The 22,923-nt window shown below is 37.6% G+C and carries 22 protein-coding genes; 11 read left to right on the forward strand and 11 right to left on the reverse strand.

The features are described 5' to 3' along the window. The 6 genes from HNP38_RS15610 (at position 1) to recG (ending at position 7,783) form a co-directional block, all read left to right on the forward strand. The gene (locus HNP38_RS15610; RefSeq protein ID WP_184191210.1) at positions 1-1,713 is read left to right on the forward strand and encodes a peptide MFS transporter; all 1,713 of its coding nucleotides are present in this window, start codon (positions 1-3) and stop codon (positions 1,711-1,713) included. A gap of 59 nt (positions 1,714-1,772) precedes the next feature. Continuing rightward, a complete protein-coding gene (locus tag HNP38_RS15615; protein WP_184191212.1) occupies positions 1,773-2,762 on the forward strand; it encodes a YhcG family protein in 990 nt (329 codons plus the stop codon). Between the two features lie 16 nt (positions 2,763-2,778). Then, complete coding sequence (locus HNP38_RS15620; RefSeq protein WP_184191214.1) at positions 2,779-4,290, forward strand: peptide MFS transporter; 1,512 nt, start codon at positions 2,779-2,781, stop codon at positions 4,288-4,290. 43 nt (positions 4,291-4,333) lie between these two features. Next, positions 4,334-4,867 carry a thioredoxin family protein gene (locus HNP38_RS15625; protein WP_184191216.1) on the forward strand — a complete coding sequence of 178 codons (534 nt, stop codon included), beginning with the start codon at positions 4,334-4,336 and terminating at the stop codon, positions 4,865-4,867. A gap of 286 nt (positions 4,868-5,153) precedes the next feature. Further along, positions 5,154-5,702 (forward strand): hypothetical protein, encoded by a 549-nt coding sequence (locus tag HNP38_RS15630; RefSeq protein ID WP_228461079.1) that lies wholly within the window; start codon positions 5,154-5,156, stop codon positions 5,700-5,702. Then, positions 5,699-7,783, forward strand: a complete 2,085-nt coding sequence (recG, locus tag HNP38_RS15635) for an ATP-dependent DNA helicase RecG (RefSeq protein WP_184191218.1) — start codon at positions 5,699-5,701, stop codon at positions 7,781-7,783. Before HNP38_RS15630 ends, recG begins: the two co-directional genes overlap by 4 nt. A gap of 596 nt (positions 7,784-8,379) precedes the next feature. Here the strand turns inward: recG and HNP38_RS15640 are convergent. From HNP38_RS15640 to dapA, 4 genes are all read right to left on the reverse strand, one after another. After that, a complete protein-coding gene (locus HNP38_RS15640; protein WP_184191221.1) occupies positions 8,380-8,826 on the reverse strand; it encodes a response regulator in 447 nt (148 codons plus the stop codon). Beyond that, positions 8,819-9,400, reverse strand: coding sequence for a helix-turn-helix domain-containing protein (locus HNP38_RS15645; RefSeq protein WP_184191223.1), 582 nt, complete (start codon positions 9,398-9,400; stop codon positions 8,819-8,821). The genes HNP38_RS15640 and HNP38_RS15645 overlap by 8 nt, the downstream gene beginning before the upstream one ends. Before the next feature lie 296 nt (positions 9,401-9,696). Beyond that, positions 9,697-10,200, reverse strand: coding sequence for a GNAT family N-acetyltransferase (locus HNP38_RS15650; protein WP_184191225.1), 504 nt, complete (start codon positions 10,198-10,200; stop codon positions 9,697-9,699). Between the two features lie 123 nt (positions 10,201-10,323). After that, positions 10,324-11,196, reverse strand: coding sequence for a 4-hydroxy-tetrahydrodipicolinate synthase (gene dapA, locus HNP38_RS15655; RefSeq protein WP_184191228.1), 873 nt, complete (start codon positions 11,194-11,196; stop codon positions 10,324-10,326). A 108-nt stretch (positions 11,197-11,304) separates the two neighbouring features. On the opposite strand from dapA, the gene HNP38_RS15660 reads away from it, so the two are divergent. From HNP38_RS15660 to recO, 4 genes are read left to right on the forward strand one after another with little or no spacing between them, the layout of a single operon-like run. Beyond that, complete coding sequence (locus HNP38_RS15660) at positions 11,305-12,060, forward strand: 5'-nucleotidase C-terminal domain-containing protein (protein WP_184191230.1); 756 nt, start codon at positions 11,305-11,307, stop codon at positions 12,058-12,060. Continuing rightward, positions 12,060-13,010, forward strand: a complete 951-nt coding sequence (locus HNP38_RS15665; RefSeq protein WP_184191232.1) for a bifunctional metallophosphatase/5'-nucleotidase — start codon at positions 12,060-12,062, stop codon at positions 13,008-13,010. The genes HNP38_RS15660 and HNP38_RS15665 overlap by 1 nt, the downstream gene beginning before the upstream one ends. Before the next feature lies 1 nt (position 13,011). Next, on the forward strand, positions 13,012-15,282 hold the full coding sequence (locus HNP38_RS15670; protein WP_184191234.1) for a hypothetical protein: 2,271 nt from the start codon (positions 13,012-13,014) through the stop codon (positions 15,280-15,282). After that, positions 15,282-15,968, forward strand: coding sequence for a DNA repair protein RecO (gene recO, locus HNP38_RS15675; protein ID WP_184191236.1), 687 nt, complete (start codon positions 15,282-15,284; stop codon positions 15,966-15,968). Before HNP38_RS15670 ends, recO begins: the two co-directional genes overlap by 1 nt. Before the next feature lie 151 nt (positions 15,969-16,119). Here the strand turns inward: recO and HNP38_RS15680 are convergent, their stop codons facing one another. The 6 genes from HNP38_RS15680 to HNP38_RS15705 form a co-directional block, all read right to left on the reverse strand. Beyond that, complete coding sequence (locus tag HNP38_RS15680) at positions 16,120-16,623, reverse strand: GNAT family N-acetyltransferase (RefSeq protein ID WP_184191238.1); 504 nt, start codon at positions 16,621-16,623, stop codon at positions 16,120-16,122. Further along, the gene (locus HNP38_RS15685; protein ID WP_184191241.1) at positions 16,601-17,218 is read right to left on the reverse strand and encodes a DUF1684 domain-containing protein; all 618 of its coding nucleotides are present in this window, start codon (positions 17,216-17,218) and stop codon (positions 16,601-16,603) included. The genes HNP38_RS15680 and HNP38_RS15685 overlap by 23 nt, the downstream gene beginning before the upstream one ends. 74 nt (positions 17,219-17,292) lie before the next feature. After that, positions 17,293-17,694 (reverse strand): hypothetical protein, encoded by a 402-nt coding sequence (locus HNP38_RS15690; protein WP_184191243.1) that lies wholly within the window; start codon positions 17,692-17,694, stop codon positions 17,293-17,295. A gap of 75 nt (positions 17,695-17,769) precedes the next feature. After that, complete coding sequence (mqo, locus tag HNP38_RS15695) at positions 17,770-19,275, reverse strand: malate dehydrogenase (quinone) (protein ID WP_184191245.1); 1,506 nt, start codon at positions 19,273-19,275, stop codon at positions 17,770-17,772. A 189-nt stretch (positions 19,276-19,464) separates the two neighbouring features. After that, a complete protein-coding gene (locus HNP38_RS15700) occupies positions 19,465-19,737 on the reverse strand; it encodes a hypothetical protein (RefSeq protein WP_184191248.1) in 273 nt (90 codons plus the stop codon). Positions 19,738-19,795: 58 nt separating this feature from the next. Further along, positions 19,796-20,836, reverse strand: a complete 1,041-nt coding sequence (locus tag HNP38_RS15705; protein WP_184191250.1) for an NAD(P)H-dependent glycerol-3-phosphate dehydrogenase — start codon at positions 20,834-20,836, stop codon at positions 19,796-19,798. Between the two features lie 223 nt (positions 20,837-21,059). Here HNP38_RS15705 and HNP38_RS15710 point away from each other — a divergent pair, with 223 nt between their 5' ends. After that, the gene (locus tag HNP38_RS15710) at positions 21,060-22,085 is read left to right on the forward strand and encodes a M23 family metallopeptidase (protein ID WP_184191252.1); all 1,026 of its coding nucleotides are present in this window, start codon (positions 21,060-21,062) and stop codon (positions 22,083-22,085) included. 141 nt (positions 22,086-22,226) lie between these two features. Here the strand turns inward: HNP38_RS15710 and HNP38_RS15715 are convergent, their stop codons facing one another. After that, positions 22,227-22,880 (reverse strand): NAD(P)-dependent oxidoreductase, encoded by a 654-nt coding sequence (locus HNP38_RS15715; RefSeq protein WP_184191254.1) that lies wholly within the window; start codon positions 22,878-22,880, stop codon positions 22,227-22,229. Positions 22,881-22,923: the final 43 nt, after the last annotated feature.

Consider the following 22,923-nt stretch of genomic DNA (forward strand, 5'->3'; position numbering starts at 1 on the left):
ATGGATACAGTTCAGCAAAAAGGACACCCGAAAGGTTTGTGGGTTCTTTTCAGCACAGAGATGTGGGAGCGTTTCAACTTTTATGGAATGAGGGCTATTCTCAGTCTATTTATGGTTCACGCTTTAATGTTAGGTGAATCAAATGCTTCTATCATTTATGGTGGATTTCTTGCATTATGTTACCTTACTCCCTTATTAGGTGGTTTTATTTCGGATAGATTTCTAGGTAACAGATACTGTATTATTTTAGGAGGTAGTTTAATGGCTATTGGCCAATTATTATTATTCTATAGTGCAAGTACCTTTGATGGTAATCTTGATTTATCAAAGAGTGTATTTTGGCTAGGACTTCTTGTAATTATATTTGGAAACGGATTTTTCAAACCAAATATTTCTTCAATGGTTGGAAGTCTTTATCCACCTAGTGAGAAAACAAAATTAGACTCTGCATTTACTATATTTTATATGGGAATTAACATCGGAGCATTATTGAGTCAGTATTTTGTTCCTATGATTGCAGACGTTGTAGTTGATGGTAAACAAGACCCTTATGTTTTTAAATGGGGATACCTTCTTGCCGCAATAGCAATGATTTTGGGTACTCTTATATTCTTTTTCCTAAAAAATAAATATGTGGTAACGCCGGAAGGAAGACCTATCGGCGGATTGCCAAAACATAACACAAGTGCAGATTTCGAAGAAGGAGAAACTCAGACTGCCAAGTTTTCAGGAGCGTCTTTGGGTATTACCGGTTTAATATTTGTTGCACTGTTTTTTGTATTCAGATATATATTGGTAGGTGAATTCGGATTCAGTTCTGTAGAAATGGGACAATTGATTAAAGGAATTATTTATCCTTTCATCTATTCTGCCGGTATCTCCTTGGCATTCCTCATTATGAGCTCTGCAGAAAATAAGGTGGAGAGACAAAGAATCTGGGTAATTTATATCGTATCATTTTTCATCATTTTTTTCTGGGCAGCATTTGAACAAGCAGGTTCTTCATTGACTTTCATTGCATCGAATCAGACCGACAGAACATTCTTATTCGGTTGGCAAATGCCGGCTTCAATGGTACAAATCTTCAATGGTTTATTTGTAGTTATATTAGCTGTCCCATTCAGTTTGATGTGGGATAATCTTAGAGCCAAAGGAAAAGAACCTATTTCTCCCTTTAAACAAGCTTTAGGTTTAGCGCTTATTGCCCTTTCATATTTTATTATAGCCTACAATGTAAAGGACTTAGGAAATAGTGGCTTACTTGCTATCAAATGGCTCATTCTTCTTTATTTTATCCAGACCTGTGGTGAGCTTTGCTTATCTCCGATCGGTTTATCCTTGGTGGGTAAACTGGCTCCAAAAAGGTTTGCTTCATTATTGTATGGTGTATTCTTTATTTCCAATGCAGCAGGCTATGCCTTAGCTGGTACTTTAGGTTCAATCCTACCGGCAACGGGTGATAAGTTCAAAAAAGCCCAGGAAATTGGAGTAAACTTACAAGATGTCTTAGATAAAAAAGTAACCTTAAATCCTGATCAGGTTGCAGCATTTGAAAAAGCTCAGTTACCATTACAAAACCCTACCTTTGCCGGATTTGAAATTCACAATTTATTCGAATTCTTTATGGTATTCGTTGTTTTGTGTGGTATTGCAGCAGTAATTTTAGCATTAATTTCTCCGGTCCTGAAGAGAATGATGCATGGCGTAAAGTAATTCTATCAAAATATGGTAAAAACCTCTGCAAAGTCAGAGGTTTTTTTTATTTTCGTGTGATGGAAGTTTCTGAAGATTCTTTATTTCAGTCCGTAAAGGAAATCATTAAACAGTCGCGCGAGAAAGTTTTTCGCATAGCGAACTCCACTTTATTGCTTACCTATTGGCAGATCGGACAACTCATTGTAGAAGATGAGCAAAATGGAAAAGAACGGGCTGCTTATGGGAAATATACTTTAAGGAATCTTTCAGAAAAATTGACTTTAGAATTTGGAAAAGGTTTTGATTATACCAATCTCTCCAATATGCGCAGGTTTTATCTCGCTTTTCCAATTGTTGACGCATTGCGTCAACAATTGACATGGACTCATTACAGATTATTGTTAAAAGTAGATGATAAGAAAAAAATTGAATATTATATCAATGAATCTATCCAGAATAACTGGAATTCCAGAGACCTAAAAAGACAAATCAGCTCTCTTGCTTATGAGAGAGTTTTGGAACATAAAAAATCTCCATCGGAAAATATCCACAGTGTTCTGAAAGACCCTTATATTTTTGAATTTTTGGGATTAAAACAAAGTGAGAAAATTTCTGAGAAAGATATTGAATCTGCCATTATTGACCATATCCAAAAATTTCTGCTTGAATTTGGAAAAGGGTTTGCCTTTGTTGCTAGACAGCAGCATATTTCTACAGATACTTCAGATTTTTATATAGACCTGGTCTTTTATAATTATATCTTAAAATGTTTTGTAATCATCGACCTGAAAACCGGAGAACTTTCTCATCAGGATATCGGACAGATTGATATGTATGTAAGAATGTATGACGATTTGAAGCGAAATGACGGAGATAACCCAACAATAGGAATTTTATTGTGTACTGAAAAAGATGAAACCGTTGTAAAGTACTCTGTACTCAATGACAAAAATAATCTTTTTGCAAGTAAATATTTATTATATCTTCCTAAAGAAGAAGAATTAAAACAAATTATTGATCAGGACAGAATTCGTTTTGAATTAGATCGCGACAACAATTTAACTTAAACCAAATTAAATAATTATGAGCTTAACTCTGGAAGAGATACAAAACTTCAAAGGAAAATATCCCAAGCAGATATGGAGCCTTTTTTTCTCTGAAATGTGGGAACGTTTCTGTTTCTACGGAATGCGTGGAATGCTGGTATTCTTTATGATCTCCCAATTGAATTTCCATGAAAAGGAAGCCAACCTCCAGTATGGGGCTACGCAGGCTTTCGTATATGCATTCACTTTTATAGGGGGTCTTTTTGCCGATAAGATACTGGGATTCAGAAAATCTCTTTTTTGGGGTGGACTTTTAATGATCGTCGGAAGTTTGATCCTGGCTGCCGATCCCCACAAATTCTTCTTTTTGGGAATTGCCTTCACGGTCGTGGGAACAGGCTTCTTCAAACCCAATATCTCATCAATGGTCGGGCAATTGTATAAGCCGAACGATTCAAGAGCAGATGCCGGTTTTTCACTTTTCTATGCCGGGATCAACCTTGGTGCATTACTGGGAGGATATTTATGCATTGCCATCGGAAAAGGTGAGCTTCTGGAAAATTCCATTCCGGAGAATATGAGATGGAACATTGCCTTCGGGCTTGCGGCCATAGTAATGGTCATCAGTCTGATCAATTTTGTTTTCACTCAGAAAAGCCTTGGAACCATAGGTTTGCAACCGGGACATCCTTTAGCTGAAATAAAATCGGCTCCCATGCCAAAATGGAAGGAATACGGAGTATATGTACTATCACTCATTTTTGTTCCGATCATTATGACCATGGTTGCCAAAACGGAATATACTGATTATTTTATGTGGACCATCGGACCACTGACTTTGATCTATTTATTTTATGAAATGGGCAAAGTAACTCCTTCAGAGCGTAAAAAGCTTTGGGCAGCTTTGGTATTCATTTTATTTTCTATCCTGTTCTGGGGAATTTATGAGCAAAGTGGAGGTTCTTTAAGTATTTTCGCTGCCAAGAACCTGAATAATGATCTTCTTGGGCTTGATCCCAATGGCGTTAATAATTCAGGAGGAGCATTTTTCATCATCTTCTTAGCTCCGCTTATAGGACTTCTCTGGATCTGGATGAATAGTAAAAAAATAGAACCCAATACCCTTATTAAGTTCGGGCTTGGTTTTATATTCCTCGGTGCAGGGTATTATGTTTTATTTGCCACAAGATTGTTTGCCAATGCTGCAGGGATCACTTCATTGAATTTCTTTACTTTGGCTTTACTGGTTATTACCTTAGGCGAGCTGTGTCTTTCTCCTATCGGATTATCGATCATGACCAAACTTTCCACAAAAAACCTTCAGGGAATGATGATGGGAATGTGGTTTCTGGCATCTGCTTACGGACAGTATGTAGCCGGGATCATCGGGGCAAATATGGCTACTGCCAAAGAAGGCTCAACCAATTATGATGCATTGATGACTTATACCGAAGGGTATAAACAACTGGGATTATATGCCGTGATTGCAGGTGTGGTATTAATTTTGATATCACCGTATGTAAAAAAATTAATGCAAGATGTAAAATAATCATAAGCAAATTATGCTTATTTTTATTAGTAACTAAAATTCTATGAAAAAATTCCTAAGCATAATTGGCCTGTTATTAATAAGTTTAAGTTTTGCACAGGTTCAATGGATGACCATTGAAGAGGCATTAAAAGCGCAAAAAAACAATCCCAAAAAGATCCTTATTGATTTTTATGCAGATTGGTGTGGCCCATGCAAAACAATGGATAAAAATACTTACGGGCATCCTATAATTGCTGAAATCCTGAACGGGAATTATTATCCGGTAAAGTTTAACGCAGAAGAAAAAAGCAGCATTGAAATTTTTGGAAGAACATTTTCTAATACCAATACTGAACAAAAAAGAGGAAGAAATTCTTTACATGAATTTACCCAATATATGAATGTAGGGGCAGTTCCAAGTACCGTTTTCCTGGATGAAAACGGAGGGCCTATCACAATTCTTCAGGGAGAATTATCTGCAAAGGAGCTGGAACCCTATCTGGAACTGATATCGAAAGATCTGTACAAAAAGATTAAAACCCGGGAAGAATGGGAAGTTTACCAGAAGAAATTTAAATCTAAGATCAAAGAATAAAAACAAAAAGACTTTCAACTCAATTGAAGGTCTTTTTTATTGAAGCTATTTAAATTTTTATTCTTGAAATATTAAGATATAATAAGTTGTTAAGAGTACTAAAATAAGCTTCGCTTTAAGCTTAAAAATCAGAATGATTAATCTTTTAATGATCCTTTATTTCTTAAATCCTCCTTAATGCTTTAAAAATACAAGATACTTTTTGATAAGTTTAAACAGTCTCCATGGTAAAATGTCCTGATAAATTTTAAATTCTATTCTATTTTTCCGAAATTAGAGCTTTCTTATGAAGGACGTTTTAAAAAAATATCTAACCATTTTTCTGGTTGCCTTTTGTTCCTGCCTGTTCGCCGGCGCATACGGAATTTTTCATGATCAGATCACCTATACTATTTCACCTGAATATTATACAAAATTTAAATTCATTCAGTTCGGTATTGATGAAGAATATTTCAGTACTAGGGTGAAAGTTGCTATTGTAGGATTTCTGGCGACCTGGTGGTTCGGCATGTTTCTCGGGGTTATTTTAGGTATTTTCGGATTACGTCATCAAAATTGGCGGGCTATGTTTAAGACTTCCCTACAATCAATTCTTATTGCCATCCTGATTGCCTTTGTCGTTGGGATCATTGGATTATTATACGGCTGGTTCATACTATCGGGTCAGCCAAAGTCTGAATTTTCCCATTGGTATATTCCGGATCATATTGTTGATTTTAAAAGTTTTATATCCGTTGGGTCCATGCATAATTTCAGCTACCTTGGCGGTGTTATCGGATTAATATTTGGTATTATCTATTCTTATAAAAAATCTTCTGTTGCTTTAATCCGATGACTTTAGAAACCTCTATAGAATACGTCAAGGGAATCGGCCCTGAAAAAGCCAAGCTCATTAAGAATGTGTTGGGAATCTCTACGGTTGAAGATCTTCTTAATTTCTACCCTATCCGTTATCTGGATAAAAATAAGGTATATAAAGTAGCACAGCTTCAGGAAAGCAATCTGGATGTTCAGTTAAAAGGAAAAATAACCCAGGTTCAGGAAATCCAGACCGGGAGAACAAAAAGGCTTACGGCTAAATTCAGTGATGATACCGGGACAATGGATCTGGTATGGTTCCAGTATTCCAAATGGATGAAGGAGCAACTTCCCCTTAACCGGGAAATTTATATTTTCGGGAAGATCAATCTTTTTAACAAGCAGTTCTCTATGCCTCATCCGGAGATAGAAATTGAAGAAAAAAAGGAAAATGACAATCGTTTGAGGCCTATTTATCCAAGCTCGGAAAAACTGACAAAACGAGGTCTGAATCAGAAATTCTTTCAGACTATTTTAAGGAATATCTGTAAAGAAATTCCCAACCTTATTCAGGAAAACCTGCCGGATTACCTGATAAAAGCATTCAAATTCCTTTCCCGGAAAAATACCTATTTAAATATCCATTTTCCAAAAAATACGGAATATTATGAAAAGGCAGATCAAAGATTAAAATTTGAAGAATCTTTCTTTTTCCAGTTGGGATATGGTTTAAAAAAACTTCATCATAAAACCCAGTCATTCGGGAACCCTTTTCCGATTGTCGGGGATTATTTCACTCATTTTTATGAGCACCACCTTCCTTTTGAACTGACGAATGCGCAGAAGAGAGTGCTAAAGGAAATACGCCAGGATATGAAGAAGCCTATTCAGATGAACAGACTTTTGCAGGGCGATGTGGGCTCCGGAAAAACAATGGTCGCTTTACTCACCATGCTGATCGCAATGGATAACGGCTTTCAAAGCTGTATGATGGCGCCTACCGAAATCCTTGCCCAACAGCATTATAACGGGATAAAAGACCTGTTAAAAGATACTGATATTAAAGTCCGGCTTTTAACCGGATCATCAAAGGCTTCGGAAAGAAAAATCATCCATGAAGAGCTTGAGAGCGGGGAACTTTCTATTTTGGTAGGAACACATGCCATACTGGAGGATAAGGTCCGTTTTAAAAAGCTTGGATTAGCCATTATAGATGAGCAGCACAGGTTTGGGGTGGCACAGAGGGCCAAACTTTGGGCTAAGAACAAAATTCCGCCCCATATTCTGGTCATGACAGCTACTCCTATTCCCAGAACTCTGGCGATGAGCTTCTATTCGGATCTGGATGTTTCCGTTATCGATGAAATGCCCATTGGAAGAAAGCCGATCATTACAGCTCACAGACGGGAAAAAGACAGGGTTTTTGTTTACAATTTCTGCCGCGATGAGATCAAAAAAGGACGGCAGGTCTATTTTGTCTATCCGTTAATTGAAGAATCCGAAACGCTGGACTATAAAAATCTAATGGAAGGGCTTGACCATGTGATGCAATCCTTCTCCGATTACAATGTAACGATGCTCCACGGAAGAATGAAACCCGATGAAAAGGATACCGCAATGAATTATTTTGCTTCCGGAAAAGCGGAGATCATGGTAGCCACCACAGTAATAGAGGTAGGAGTAAATGTTCCCAATGCTTCGGTAATGGTGATCGAAAGTGCTGAAAGATTCGGATTGTCACAGCTTCACCAGCTGCGCGGACGTGTAGGAAGAGGCGCTGAACAAAGCTACTGCATCCTAATGACCTCAGATAAACTCTCAACGGAGAGCCGAACCCGTATTAAAACCATGACTGAAACCAATGACGGATTTAAAATTTCGGAGGTTGATATGCAGCTGCGCGGGCCGGGCGATATCCTGGGAACCCAGCAAAGCGGCGTGGTAGATTTTAAAAGACTGGATCTGGTACAGGACTCCGCCATCATAAAGACCACAAAAAATGCTATAGAAAAAATTCTGGAAACAGATCCCATGTTAAGCAGAGCAGAAAATCTGATCATCAAAAATTATTATATAAAATACTATAAAGGGAAAAACAAATGGGGTAAAATCTCATAAAAAACCGCAAAAAGATAAATCTTTCCGCGGCCCCTTATAAAACTGTTATTTAAGAAGAAATTACTTTTGACCTGTTTTACTTATTAAAAAATCCTGCAGCTAATATTTTGTGAAATGGTTTTGAAAATATTTATATTATTATTTGAAAAGGCGTTATAAGCTGCAGTATTATGGATAAAAAAAACAAAATGAATTATGTTCCCAACTTGCTTATTATAAAAACTAACTGATGTGGTTAAAGGAAATAAAAATGAAACGAATCGTCCTTTAACCTTATGAGTTTTCATGATTGTACCGTTTTGTTTAAAGATCTTCTACGCTTTTTAATTGGAAAATGATATAATTCATTTTGTTTAAACTAACATTGTGATTTATATTTATTTTTAGCTTTCTTAATTAAAATGATCTGCTCTGCTTATTTATTATTTTACAGATAGGTCTGTATTGCTGTTTTACGTCTACAAAATTGATAATATAGGGATTAAAACCTTTTATATGATTACATTCAATCTTTATAAAATTTTCACCTTTATGTGAATATTATGCGATAAATACTATTCTTTTTCTTTGAAAATCATGTATTTTTTTCTTATCTCTCACACCTTCATGATGAAATTATCCTTATTCAGTCCGGATGTGTAATATTGCCAGTTCACGGTAATAATTTCTGTCAGGATTCTTTTCAGGGCAGCATATTCATCAGGCTTTTTCATACAGATATTGGCCCCTTTTACAAAAACCTCCTCCACTTCGTCTTCGGACAGATGTTCCGAATAAATAACATTCACCATACTGTTGAGCCTGAAGTCCGCTTTTATATCCTCCAGACATTTCAGACTGTCTCTTCCGGGAATATGATAATTCATAAATAAAATATCCGGAATCAGAGCTTCCTCACTGTTCAAGTATTCCATCAGATGTTCCCCATTATGAAAAGTCTGAATCTTAACCCCTATCTTCAGATCTTTACATATGTTTTTAAAAAATATCAGATTGCCTTCATCATAATCCGTCACTATAACATTAAGATATTCTTTATTCATAAAGCATTTGAGAATTAAGTACCAGGCTTTGTGCCTTTCTTCTTTTGGTTACGATCTTCTGGTACTGGGAAGGGGTAATACCTGTTGTATTTTTAAATTGCGTACTCAGATGGGCAACACTGGAATAATTAAGTTTATCTGCAATTTCCGTCAGGCTTTGCTTATTGCTGATTATTAATTCCTTGGCATACTCTATTTTTTGCAGGATAATGAAATTTTCTATGGAAGTATGGGTAATTTCCGAAAACAGGTTAGACAGGTATCCATAGCTGTGATTGAGTTTTTCAGCAATATAAATAGAGGCCTTCACAGGAATAATATCATCAGAGAAAACCAATTCTACGATTGCATCTTTGATCTTCTGCACCAAAGTTGTTTTCTGGTTTTCTATGATTTCAATGCCATAATCTTCAAGGTTTTTCTTGAAAACATTATGCTGCTCCTGGGTAAATGACTCATAAAACTCCACTTCCCCAAAGTTCAGCAGCCGGTATTTCAAGCCCTGTTCTTTTAGTTTCTCATCCAATACTTTCTTACAGAGAGCATTGAAATCAAATTTTACGTACATTTTCATCCTAGTATAAGTGTGTTAAATTTTTAGTAAATATAGTACTTTATTTCAAAATAAAGTGAAATAGAAAAACTTTTTTAATAAAATCTTATAAACGCAAAAAACTCCTGCATTATTGAATACAGGAATTTAAACACTAAGGATGAAAAAAAATATACTGATAAAAAGCTAAAATAGCTTAAAACCAAGCATATGAATGTATTTTATTGAATGTGATTTGGTTCTGATACAAAGTTGCAACAAAAACAAACATCACTTGTTATAGAATTATAATGAAATGTTACAGAATTTTAAGTCATTTATTTGTGAAATATAAATTCCATTAAATAATCGTCCATAAAAAAATTATTCCCTATGTGGAAAATGCCTTCATCATATATCTTATAGCCTTGGGATTCGTAGAATTTTTTTGCAGAGTTATGCTTATTGACATTCAGAATGATCCTTCCTTCTCCCCTTTCCTTTACTTTTTGCTTCAAAAACTCCAAAGCGCCTTTACCGAATCCTTTTCCTTTACTTTCGGGAACTAAATAAATACGATGGAGCTTTGTGGTTCCTTCCTCATACCCATGCTCATATCCGATAAAACCTTCGAATGAATTATTATTTTCATCAAGAATCAGATAATAATGAAATTCCGGGTTTTGCAAATGGGCAGAAATCTCCTCCTCAGAATACATTGTACCCAGCATATATTCTAATTGCTCATTGGAAAGTATCTCCGCATAGGTGTTTTCCCATGATTTTCTCGCCAGATCCTGAATCAGGGCGATATCTTTTTCTGCTGCCTTAATTAGCTCCATAATTTTCCGAATTAAAAAAGTGAAAAGCGGAAAGCTCTTCACTATGTATTACATATGAATATAAATTCTCCATTGAGAATGACAAAATAATAAAATTAAACTTTTTTCTTATTGAATATTCATTTAAATATTGCCCATCTCAGCTTTTATTTTAGCATACAATCCTTCTGATGCAGGAGTAAGGGGAAGTCTCAGATAATTCTTAACAATTCCTTTTTCTGCCAAAACTGCTTTAATTCCGCATGGGTTACCTTCAGCAAAGATAAGCCTTGTAATTTCTACAAGCTTATTGTGAATTTCATATGCCTCTTTCACTTTTCCCTCAAATGCCAGCTGAACCATTGCAGAAAATTCTTTAGGATAAGCCTGCCCGATCACAGAGATCACCCCATCACCTCCTGCAAGTGTTACCGGCAATGTAAATTCATCATCTCCGGAAACCAAAGAAAATCCGGCCGGTTTCTTTCTTAAAATATCAAAATACTGAAGAATGTTCGGAGCAGCTTCTTTGATCAAGAATAAATTCGGGAATTCTTTTGCGAGACGCAGAGTAGTTTCCGCTTCGATATTCTGGCCCGTTCTGGACGGTACATTATAAATAATGATATTCTTACCTGTAGATGCCAATACTTTATAATGCTGGTAAAGCCCTTCCTGGTTTGGCTTATTATAATAAGGGGATACGGAGAGTATTGCTTCAAAGGCAGACAGATCAGTTTCTTCAATCTGTTTTTTTACTTCAAGGGTATTATTTCCTCCAATACCCAGCACCAAAGGAAGGCGTTTATTATTCACCTTAATGATATGATCTGTTACCTGCTGTTTCTCTTCTGAAGAAAGCGTTGCTGCTTCGGCTGTAGTTCCCAATACCACCAAATAACTGGTTCCGTTCTCAATATTATATTCAACAAGCTTTGTAAGGCTGTCAAAATCAACGGATAGATCTTCATTAAAGGGTGTTACCAAAGCTACACCTACTCCTTTTAAAATGCTCATATTTCTGAAATATTTTTGCCAAATTTAATCATTTAGACCAAGAAATTTGTAATAAATAATAATGTTTTATTATACATATAATTATATTTGCATATACTAAAAGAAATTATGAAAAATAAATTCTTGTTATTAGGAATTGCCCTGGTTTCACTTACGGCTTGTAAAACGACTTCTTTACAGGTTGCCAATGTGCAGACGCAGAAAAATATTTCTATTAATAAAGAGCTGAAAAATGATGAGGAATTTGTAAAAATCATTGAACCTTACAAACAGAAACTGGATCAGGAGATGAACCAGAAAATATCCCATACCAGTACGGATCTTACAAAACAGGGGGATAACAGCAATCTGGGAAATCTTTTAGCAGATTATACTTTTGAGGGAGCCGGCGAATGGGCAAAAAGCAATCTTAAACGAGATGTTGACGCCGCATTAATCAATATCGGAGGGATCCGTACGATTATTGGAAAAGGAGATATCTCTTTGAGAAATGTGTATGAAGTAATGCCTTTCGAAAATGAAGTGATCATTGTAAAGATGAAAGGAACTGATCTTCAGGGCCTGTTTGATTATTATGCAAAAAATCAGGTGAACAACCCTGTTTCCCGCTTATATATTGAAACAAACAACGGACAGGTTTCCAAATCTTTAATCAACGGAAAAGCTGTAGTTCCCGATAAGGACTATTATATTGCCACATCTGATTATCTGGCTTTGGGAGGTGATAATATGAAATTCTTCTCCAAAGGTGAATTAATCCCTACCGGGATCAAGTTACGGGACCTTTTCATCAACTATTTTAAGAAAAATCCGGAAGTGGTTCCCAATACGAACATTCGTTTAAATTTTATCGGTAAGAAGTAATGGATAGAAAAAGTTTTTTAAAAGTAATGAGTGGCGGAACTTTAGCGATGGCTTTAGCTCCGAATATGCTGATGGCAGAAGATTTAAAATTCAATAATCTTTCATCTGTCCATAAGCTTACCATTCTTCATACCAATGACCAGCACAGCAGGATAGAGCCTTTTGATGAAAGCTATACCAAAAACCCAAATCAGGGAGGTTTTGCAAGAAGAGCTACCCTGATCCAGCAGATCAGAAACCAGGAAAATAATGTTCTGCTTTTAGATTCCGGGGATATCTTCCAGGGAACTCCTTATTTTAATTTTTTTGGTGGTGAGCTTGAGTTTAAATTAATGTCCATGATGAAATATGATGCCTCAACTATGGGTAATCATGATTTTGATAATGGACTGGAAGGATTTTTAAAAGCTTTACCCAATGCAAAATTTCCTTTTATCTGCTCCAATTACGATTTTAAGAATACTATTTTAGACGGGCAAACCTCTCCGTATAAGATTTTCAATAAAAACGGGATCAAAGTAGGAATTTTCGGAGTGGGTATACAACTGGACGGGCTGGTGGGAAAAAGGCAGTACCAGGAAACCGTTTACTCGGATCCTGTGGATGTAGCCCAGCACTATTCCAATTTTTTGAAGAATGAACAAAAATGTGACCTTGTGATCTGCCTGTCACATATAGGATACGATTACAAGGATGAGCCCAATAGAATGAGTGACAAGATATTAGCTGCAAAGACAGAAAACATCGATCTTATTTTGGGCGGCCATACCCATACTTTCCTGTCGGAGCCTCAGACTTTTAAGAACAGGCAGGGCAGGAATGTTCTTGTGAACCAGGTAGGATGGGCCGGGCTTCTTCTCGGCAGATTAGATTTTTATTTTGACTCCAACAAAAATGTACAACATATTTCCTGGAATAACCAGGCAATAGACAGCAGTATAATAGCATAATATGAAAAAATTCTCTATAATTTCTCTAGGTATTTTAACATCCCTGCAATGGGTAAATGCACAGGTTATTTCTTCAAGGAAATGGACGGACCTGTTTTCCTATAATAATGTCCTTGCCATGAAGGAAGACAACGGCAGAATTGTTGCCGCTACGGAAAACGGGATATTTTATTATACCATTTCAACAGGTGAAATCACCAAGCTGTCTAAAGCCAATGGCTTACATGATGTAAAAATATCTGCTTTTGATTATAATCCGCAGACCAAAATAGGGCTTGTAGGTTACTACAACGGATCAATGGATGTAATTACTCCGGAAGGTGTTACTTATATCGTGGATATTCCTATTGCTACAGGTTATAATGCAAGCAAAAAGATCAATCATATCTCTATTACCGGCGATAAAGCCGTTGTATCCGTAGGCTATGGCGTTTCCATTTTTGATCTGAAAAAGAAAGAATTCGGAGATTCGGCATTTTTTATGACGGGAGGTGTATATGCGGCCAGTAATGAGGCCACCATCATGGGGAACAAAGTTTATTCGGTGACCGATACAGGCTTTAAAAGCCATGAAATGAATACCACTTTTCCCGTCTATTCTACATGGACCACCGAAATGCCAGGAACTTTCAAGCATATAGACTCTGAATCTGTCCTCACGTTTTCATCGGCTACAGCAGCCTATTTTTATAACAATGGTACAGCTACTCCACTGCCCCAAACCTATATCGGTGTTCGTGATGTAGTAGTTAATACCAATAATATAATTGTTACGGATCAAAACAGAATTTATACTTATAATACCAACGGAGTCGGCAACAGTACTGTAAGTCTCGGAGAAGAGTGCAATACGGCGACTACCATTAACGGAAAAGTATATGGCGGGACTATTTTGTCGGGTATAAAGGATGAGAGCAATAATACCTTTAAGCCGGATGGCCCTTATTTTAATTATTCTTATAAAATCAATCTATACGATAATAACCAGTTATATGTTTCCAGCGGAGGAAGGGAAGGAAGATTTAATCAGCCTCTGGCTAATGCAAAAAGACCGGGCTTCTATTACTTTGACGGTATGCAGTGGATCTACCCTTCCTATTTTATTAACAATCCCGGCAAAGTATTCAATGTACTGGATGTAGTGGCCAATCCAAGTGATAACAGTGAGGTATTTTTTACCAATTATACATTTTCACCCGAGCATGGTATCCATAAAATGAAATACAATGCCAGTACCAAAGATTTTGATTTTGTCAATTATTATGACTTGGGAACCCCCAGCGTTTACTATTCCCGCCCGGTAGGTCTTACATATGATGATAAGAACAATCTGTTTGCGTCTATTTCTTTTGTACAAAGTGGTACGGCAGGAATAGCAGTATATGACAGAGCCACCGATAATTTTTTGGTTAAAAATACCAATTTCAGTACCGCAGTACAAAAACTTATCTTTCATGAAAACATGTTCTGGGTTCCTCTGCCAAGAACAAGCAGCTTTTTAGCTTACGATTTTAAAAATACTCCTAACAATATTTCTGATGATACGGTGTACACTTTAAGTATGTCCAATGGCTTTGCAGGAAATTCCAACGGAACATTATCCGTAGCTCTGGATAAGGCAGGTGATGCCTGGATCGGGACCGACAGCGGATTGAGAATACTAACCAATGCAGTATCTGCTATAAAGGGCCCTGATGCTGAAGTAACCCCTATCGTTATTGAGCAAAACGGCCTTGGGGAAGAATTATTCAGAGACTCCCAGATCCTGCAGATTGAAGTGGATGCCGGAGACCATAAATGGGTTTCCGTAGACGGAGGCGGTGTTTATTACTTATCGTCGGATGGCCAGCAGACCATAAAGCATTTTACAAAAGAAAACTCTCCCCTGCCTACCAATAGTATTACAGACATCAAAGTAGACAGGAAAACAGGAAAGGTATATTTCGTTTCCTATGACGGGATTGTAACCTATCAGGGGGATGTTGCCGATGTAACGTCTAACTTCGGGAATGTCCTGGTATACCCGAATCCTGTGGTTTATTCCAATTTCAAAGGAAAGGTCACAATCAGAGGTTTGGCGGAAAAAACAAATATCAGAATTGCGGATGCTGCGGGTAATGTGGTGCATTCTGCAGTGGCCAGAGGCGGATATTATGAATGGGACCTTAATAACCAGAGAGGGAAAAGAGTGGCTTCAGGTATCTATTTTCTTTTAATGACCAATGAAGACGGATCTGACAAAGCTACTGCTAAAATAGCTGTGGTCAATTAATGAACTCTCAAAAAGGCTTTTTACTTTCATTCATCAAATACGGGGAGAATGATGCGGTTCTGCATTGTTTTACGGAAGAAGACGGCTTTCAGACTTATTTCCTAAAAGGGGTATATTCTAAAAGGAATAAGAAAAAGGCATTGCTTTTACCTCTGAACCAACTTGGCTTTTCCATCAGTCCGGCTAAAGGGAGCGGCATACAGTCTGTTTCCGGATTTGAACTTATAAAAAACAACGATATTTATACGGATATTAAAGCCAATACCGTAATTTTTTTTATTTCGGATTTTCTGAATCAGATCTTAAGGCATGAAAATAAAAATCCCGGAATCTTTCTGGGAATTGAAGAGTTCATTAATGAGTTGGGCCGGCAGAACTATCAATCCCATTTAATTTTTTTAATTAAAATATTAAAAATACAAGGCGTTGCTCCTTTGATCAATGGCGGGAAATATTTAGATCCTGAAACAGGCGTTTTTTCCCAGAGCCTGACCCACCAGTTATTCGGTGAAGATATTTCAAGGGTCTGGAAGGATATTATTTCATCCGAAGTTCCTTACCGGATCAAAATTCATCAGGCATTAAGAAGAGATTTCCTTGACAGCCTTTTGGTGTATTATCATTATCATATCACAGATTTCAGGGTCCCTGCATCTCTAGAGGTGATCCAGCAGATCTTTGAATAAAAAGTGAAAGAGCAAAACTGCAGATTTTCTTTGAGTTATTTTACTTCATCCGGCATCCGGGTTTCGGACTTAACTATTTCTTTTTTGAAAAATATGGGCAGCAGGATTTTTGTGATAAAGCTAAATCAGAAGATGTAAAATTAAAACTTTCTTAAAGTTTCATCGATAATAAATGCTGGAAACTATCTTTCCATACCCTTGTTTTTCCATGATCCTGATACCCTGCTTTCAGATACAGACGGTAAGCAGATGTATTTTTAAAATTTACAGCCAAAACCACCTCTTCCGTCTGCCTGTCCGGGAAGTAAGCTTTCAGAAAACCGGGGATCTGCCTCATAGCTTCCGTTCCTATTCCTTTTCCCTGAAAATGAGGGTTTACAGACAGCGACCGTACCAAAGCACTTTTAGAATTATCTGTAAGTTCCAGCTTATCATCCCCGAAGTCCAGCACAAAAAATCCTGCGGGGACATTCTCATACAATATGGTTATGGGAAATGCAAGACCGTCACTTCTTTCATAGATTTTTTCCAGAGCAAATTGCGACAGAGCTGTAAAAGAGCTTTGAACCTCATCCAAAGTATAGCTCAAAGAGGGTAAATCTTCCGGGCGGTACAAACGAAGGCTGGTCATATTAATGGTGGTAAATATCTTCATACATTACTCCTGCACGGATCTCCACGGGCAGTTTGTTTTCCTCAGGAACAATCGGGCAGCTGTAATCATACGCATTGTAAGCACAATAAGGCTGGTAGGATTTATTAAAGTCCAGAATGATCGTATTTCCTTTAGGAATAGTGAGATCTATATATTTTCCTCCGCCATAGGTTTCTTTTCCGTTGGTTAAGTCGCGAAAAGGCAGGAAAAGGTAGTCTTTATATTTTTCCTGCTTTATCAGATCCAGGCTTTGATAGAGAGTAAGCGTATAAGATTTTCCGTCCAGTGTAAAGGTAGCCTTGCCATATTCTTTATATGATTTTGTCCTGCCGGAGGAAGTCGGGATCTCAAAGGGCTTGGCTCTTTTTGTTTTGGTAAGCTTTGCCGTAACCCTGTATTTCATCCCAAAAGGAAAAAACGGATGCTTCTTAAAATTGGTAAAATCATCTCCGCGTAACGGGGTTTCTTCAGGATTGAGGTATTCGGCATTAAGTTTTTCCTGAAATTCCTTGACTTCCATGACTTCTATGGACACATATCTTTGGGAAAAAGCAAACAATGGAAGGAGCAGGAATATGATGATATATTTTTTCATAAACTTATTTTTTACAAATTATTACAGTTTTTTCACTTCGTTAAATATCCGGATTTTTCTCAAACCTGTTTCCATCAGTATGATTCTGAGATTTTCACCCTGTAAACGTCTGATGAATTTCTTTTGATCGATTCCACAAAAAACCCTCCTTCTTCTGGAATAACTTCTCTCAGATCGAAACTTTTGCAGTCTTTGGGAAGACCGGAAAATATCAGGGTAAACCAAAAATCCTTCATGAAGGGAACCGGTGTCCAGTAAGGGAATATGGAAATATTTTCCGCATGTATGAGTTCACTTTTATGCTCTGACTGATTATCAAAAAGATAAGTTGAATGCCAGATCCTAATCAGGTTCCCCAAAAAAGGGGATGCAGGGAAACAACAATGCACAATGACCTGCTTTTCCTCTTCTGTTTTTGTCTGAAGAGATTCCAGGATTTCCTTAGCAATCTTAGGCTTTGTTATTGTTTCTGCCACAGTTTTTTACAGATAATGAGATAGGCAATGAGCAATTTTAAATCATTTTTGCAATTACCATTGATATGATTCATGTTAATATTCCAGTTCCAGTTTTTCTTTCGTGTAATTTCTTACTTTTTCGGTGAGTTCGGAATTGCCTGCTAATTTTTGTCCATAGGAAGGAACCATTTCCAGCAATTTGTCTTTCCATTCTCCGTGAAGCTTTTCCGAAAAACATTTTTCAAGAACATTCAGCATGGCATATACTGCAGTGGAAGCTCCGGGAGAAGCTCCCAATAAGGAGGCGATCGTTCCTCTTTTATTGACTACGACCTCGGTCCCGAATTCCAGTTTACCGCCTTCTTTTTCATCTTTTTTAATGATCTGTACTCTCTGTCCTGCCACTTTCAGCTCCCAGTCTTCTTCTTTGGCATCTTTGATGAACTCTCTCAGGTGCTGCATCCTTTGCGCTTTGCTCATAGCCACCTGCTGGATCAGGTATTTCGTTAAAGGAATATTATGCCACCATGCCCCGAATAAGGATCTTAGATTTTTAGTATTCACACTTTCAGGCAGATCCAGATAGCTTCCTTCTTTCAGGAATTTGGTTGAAAATCCCGCAAACGGACCAAAAAGGAGTGCTTTCTCACCATCAATGATCCTCAGATCCAGATGGGGAACTGACATAGGCGGAGCATCTACAGTCGCCTGTGTGTATACTTTTGCCTGATGTTTTTCCACAAGCTCCTGATTATGGGTCACCAGCCATTGTCCGGATACCGGGAAACCTCCATAGCCTTCACTTTCTTTAATATCGGAGCTGTCGAGTAACGGCAACGCATATCCTCCGGCCCCAATGAAAACAAAATCTGCCACCACTTCCTGCTTATGGCTGTGTATCCTGTCTTTTACTTTCATTTCCCACTTTCCGTCTTCACGGGGATCTACATCTTTTACCTCATGGTACAGGAAAACCTCCACATTAGAGTCTTCAAGCAAATGCCTTCCCATTTTTCTGGTCAGGGTCCCGAAGTTCACATCTGTTCCCATATCCATCTTTGTGGCAGCCATTATCTCTGATTTGTTCCTTTTGCTCATTACCAGAGGAATCCATTCTCTCAGCTTCTCATGATCTGCAGAGAACTCCATTCCTGAGAATAGAACAGATTGTGTCATTTTCTCATAACGCCTTTTCAGGTATTCAGCATCTTTTTCGCCAAACACCAGGCTCATATGGGGGCAGGAATTAATGAAATCTTTTGGTTCCTGTATGTATCCTTTGGAGATGAGATAAGCCCAGAACTGTTTTGAGATCTCAAACTGTTCGGCAATGCTTTCCGCTTTGGAGATATCTATAGTTCCGTCCGGTTTTTCAGGGGTATAATTAAGTTCACAAAAAGCTGAATGCCCGGTTCCCGCATTATTCCATGCTGCCGTACTTTCTTTAGCAAACCTGCCCAATCTTTCGAAAATAGCGATCTCGAGGTTGGGATCAAACTCATGAAGTAAGGTTGCTAAAGTGGCACTCATAATTCCGCCACCTATCAGTACAACGTCATATTTCGGTTTTGGCGTTCTGCTCGTAAGTGAATGTGACATAGTTTAAAATTTACCACGAATTTCGGGAAAAGTTTTAAGACTGGGAATGTGTTTAACGATTTTAACGTACGATTCAGTAATGAAATTTTTAGTTTTTAATCATTGCTGAGCATATTAATCCCTGTTCTTTTTTCATTTATCATTTGCTGCGAAATGCAAAAAAGTGGTGTCTGCTTTAAGTCAGCAGGTTTAAAACTGTTTATTCAAATTGTGGTATTCAATTTTTGCCATATAAGGGAAATAGGGCAATATCTCTATGAGTTCTTTTGCCTTGGCTTCGTCAATATCCTGAAATATTAATACCGCGTCTTTTTTGGTCACAGAAATGAAAAAGCTCTCCAAAATATTGTCCTGTTTCCATTGACTGACAAACTCCATTTCTTTCTTTGGCAAGTCAGGATTAGTTTTTATTGTTTCTATTCCGTTGTCCGAAAGAGTTATCAAAACCATTATTCTATTCATCTTTATATTTTTTAAGTGATTTTTAAAATTAAAACTGAGGGCATCTTTGTATAGATCTCTAATTCAGTTTTGCCGTAAGCTTTTTAAACTGTTTCTCTGCATTTTTTCCTTCATAAAGAATACTATAGATGGTATCAATAATCGGAAGCTTAAGTTTTTTTTGTTTCGCGGTTTGATAGATGGAGTCCGCAGCATAGTATCCTTCAGCCACCATATTCATGGACTGAATAGCCGATTTTACAGTATATCCTTTCCCGATAAGGTTTCCTAAGCTTCTGTTTCTTGAGAATAGTGAGTATGCTGTTACTAATAAGTCACCCAGATAGGCACTTTCGTTCACATCTCTGGGGGCTTCATAAATGGCTTCCAGGAAAGTTTCCATTTCACGGATCGCATTGGAGACAAATACTGCGGTAAAGTTATCTCCATAGCCCAGTCCGCTTGCAATCCCTGCTCCTATCGCAAAGATATTCTTAAGGATCGCACTGTATTCATTCCCTAAAATATCTTTGCTGGAATGGACCTTAATAAAATCCGAACTGAAAATACTCTCCAGTTTTTCGGAAATTTCATCTTCCACGGTTGCAATGGTAAGGTAGGAAAGTCTTTCCATCGCTACCTCTTCAGCATGACATGGCCCCGCAATTACAGCCTGGCTTCTGAATCCGATCTGGAATTCATCTCTCAGATAATGGGCTACCACATCATTCACTTTCGGAATGATCCCTTTAATGGCTGAAACAAAGATCTTTTCTTTATAATCACATTTCATTTTGTCCAGAGTGTCGGACAGATAGATAGACGGAGTTGCCAAAACCACAATATCACAGACTGAAACAAGCTCATTCACATCTGTTGTTAGTTTCAGGGTTTTAAGATTAAAATTCACGGCTGTAAGGTAAGTCGGGTTATGTCCCCGAAGCTCAATAGCTCCTTTTACAAACTCACTTCTTACACACCAGTGTACCGTTTTACAGTTCTCAACAAGCATTTTTACGATAGCAGTCGCAAAACTTCCGCTTCCTACCACACCCACGGAAATTTCCTTTTTACCTTTTTTAGGATTTGAAGGTTCTGAAATGGTTTTCTTTTTTGCCATAATTGAAATGTGAACTGCAAATATATTAAAACAATGACTTAGAAAGGCTTCTGAACGGATGATTAAATCCGGTTTTTGAAAAAATTAACACTTCCATACAATTAAATGTTTAAATGAACGTTAAAAACAGAAATAGATAAAGCTTTGTTAAAAATAATCTACAAAACTTATTTTTATTTAAATTTGCAGGCTTAAAACTGTTTTTTAATACTAAGTGAAGAATATGAAGAAATTTTTAAACAGCAAAAAGAACGTAAACTTTCTTTTAGGAGGACTTTTACTGGTAGTTTTTGCCCAAGGCATTTTCATTGCCAAATTATTTTCCGAAAGGAATGATAAAAAGTATGAAGTGAACCTTGTAAAGATAAACACTGAAAAAGACAGTGTGGACTATTTAAAGATGAAAACGGATCTTACTTTGGTAGATCAGACCGTAGCACAGCTTAATTCATTCTTAAAATCCAAGAGTATTGCCAATGAAAAGCTGACGGTACTGAGCCAGGACAGTATTTCCAGTTCTGTTTACTTATCCAGGCAGGCTAACCGATACAGCCAGTATCTGATGGATCTGCAGAAGAAACTGATGCAGGTTCCTTTGGGAATGCCTACTGACGGCTATATTTCCTCCAATTTCGGCATCCGTAAAAATCCTATTCCCTTTAAAAGGGTTCTCGCTTCTGTAAAAGCACCTTCAGGGGAATCAAAACCTGCTCCTGTTGCTGTAAAACCTGAAGTAAAAGCAGAGCCGGTTGAAAAGATCATTGAAGTAACAGACAGCTACGGAAATAAAAGAGAAGTAAAAGTAATGGTAACTCCTAAAGCAGCCAATACTGCTGCTGCCCCAAGCCCGACTGTTTCTTCTGCTAAAACTGCAGCCAATACTCCGGCATCCAAAACAGCTGCAGAAGGGAATAATCCTCCGGCAGAAGCAGATCAGATGCAATTCCATAAAGGATTGGATATTGCGGTGGCCTTTGGTTCTGATGTGAAAGCCGCAGCCGCCGGAACAGTCATTTTTTCAGGGCAGAAAGGTGGTTACGGGAATTGTGTGATCATTTCCCACGGGAACGGGCTGGCAACGCTTTACGGACATTTGTCTGAGCTTGCTGTGAAGGCTAACGATAAGGTGAAGGTTGGCCAGGTTATTGCCAAGTCCGGAAATTCGGGACGTTCTACCGGACCGCATCTTCACTATGAAGTACACAAAAACAATACTCCGGTAAACCCAAAATTGTTTATGAATTTATAGAAAAAGACTCCGGCGGCCTTTGGCCGCCGGAGTCTTTTTTAAGCCCATATGAATATCCCTATACATTTCCCAGCATTTCTATTTCTTTGAAAGGACTCTTCAATATTGCTTTTGAACTCTTATAGTATGCTCTTAATTTTATTAATAAGCAGCTGTGAAACGTTCACGGATATGATTATTCTGTTCCAATTCATCTACCAGAACAACGGCTACATCTTCTACGGAAAGTATGCTCCTGCCGTTTTCATCAAATACCGGTGTTTCAAGAGAGGTTCTGTATTTTCCGGTTCTTGTTCCGGCTGTGATTTGGTTCATTTCGATAGCGGGACTGAAAAATGTCCAATCCAGGGTCTGGTTTTCTTTAATTTTGTTTAAGTAGTCTCTTGCTGCTGTGGCACCTGCTTTATAAGCCTCCGGAAAATCCGGAGTATCAACAATCTGAATATTGTCCGGCGTATAAAGGCTTCCGGCCCCACCTACAACCAATAATCTCTTCACTCCTGATTTTTCAACTGCTTTTTCAATATTTTGGGATCCCGTAAGAAAATCGTTATAAAGATTTGGATTTGTCCAGCCTGCATTATAAGTACTGATCACAGCATCATTCCCTTGTAAGCTTTCTGCCAGCTCAGCTACATTATTGATATCAATGCTCCTTGCGGTTATTTTCTCATTCTGTTGAACCTGTGAAGCATCCCTTGCGATAGCCTCTACCTTATAACCTCTGTTTTCCAATTCTTTCACAACGTGCGATCCTACAAATCCTGTTGCTCCGATTACTGCTACTTTTTTCATAATATTCTATTTTAATTTAAATTGTAATAAAATTTGTTACATT

It is taken from the genome of Chryseobacterium defluvii (assembly GCF_014204415.1).
Taxonomy (GTDB): Bacteria; Bacteroidota; Bacteroidia; order Flavobacteriales; family Weeksellaceae; genus Chryseobacterium; species Chryseobacterium defluvii_A.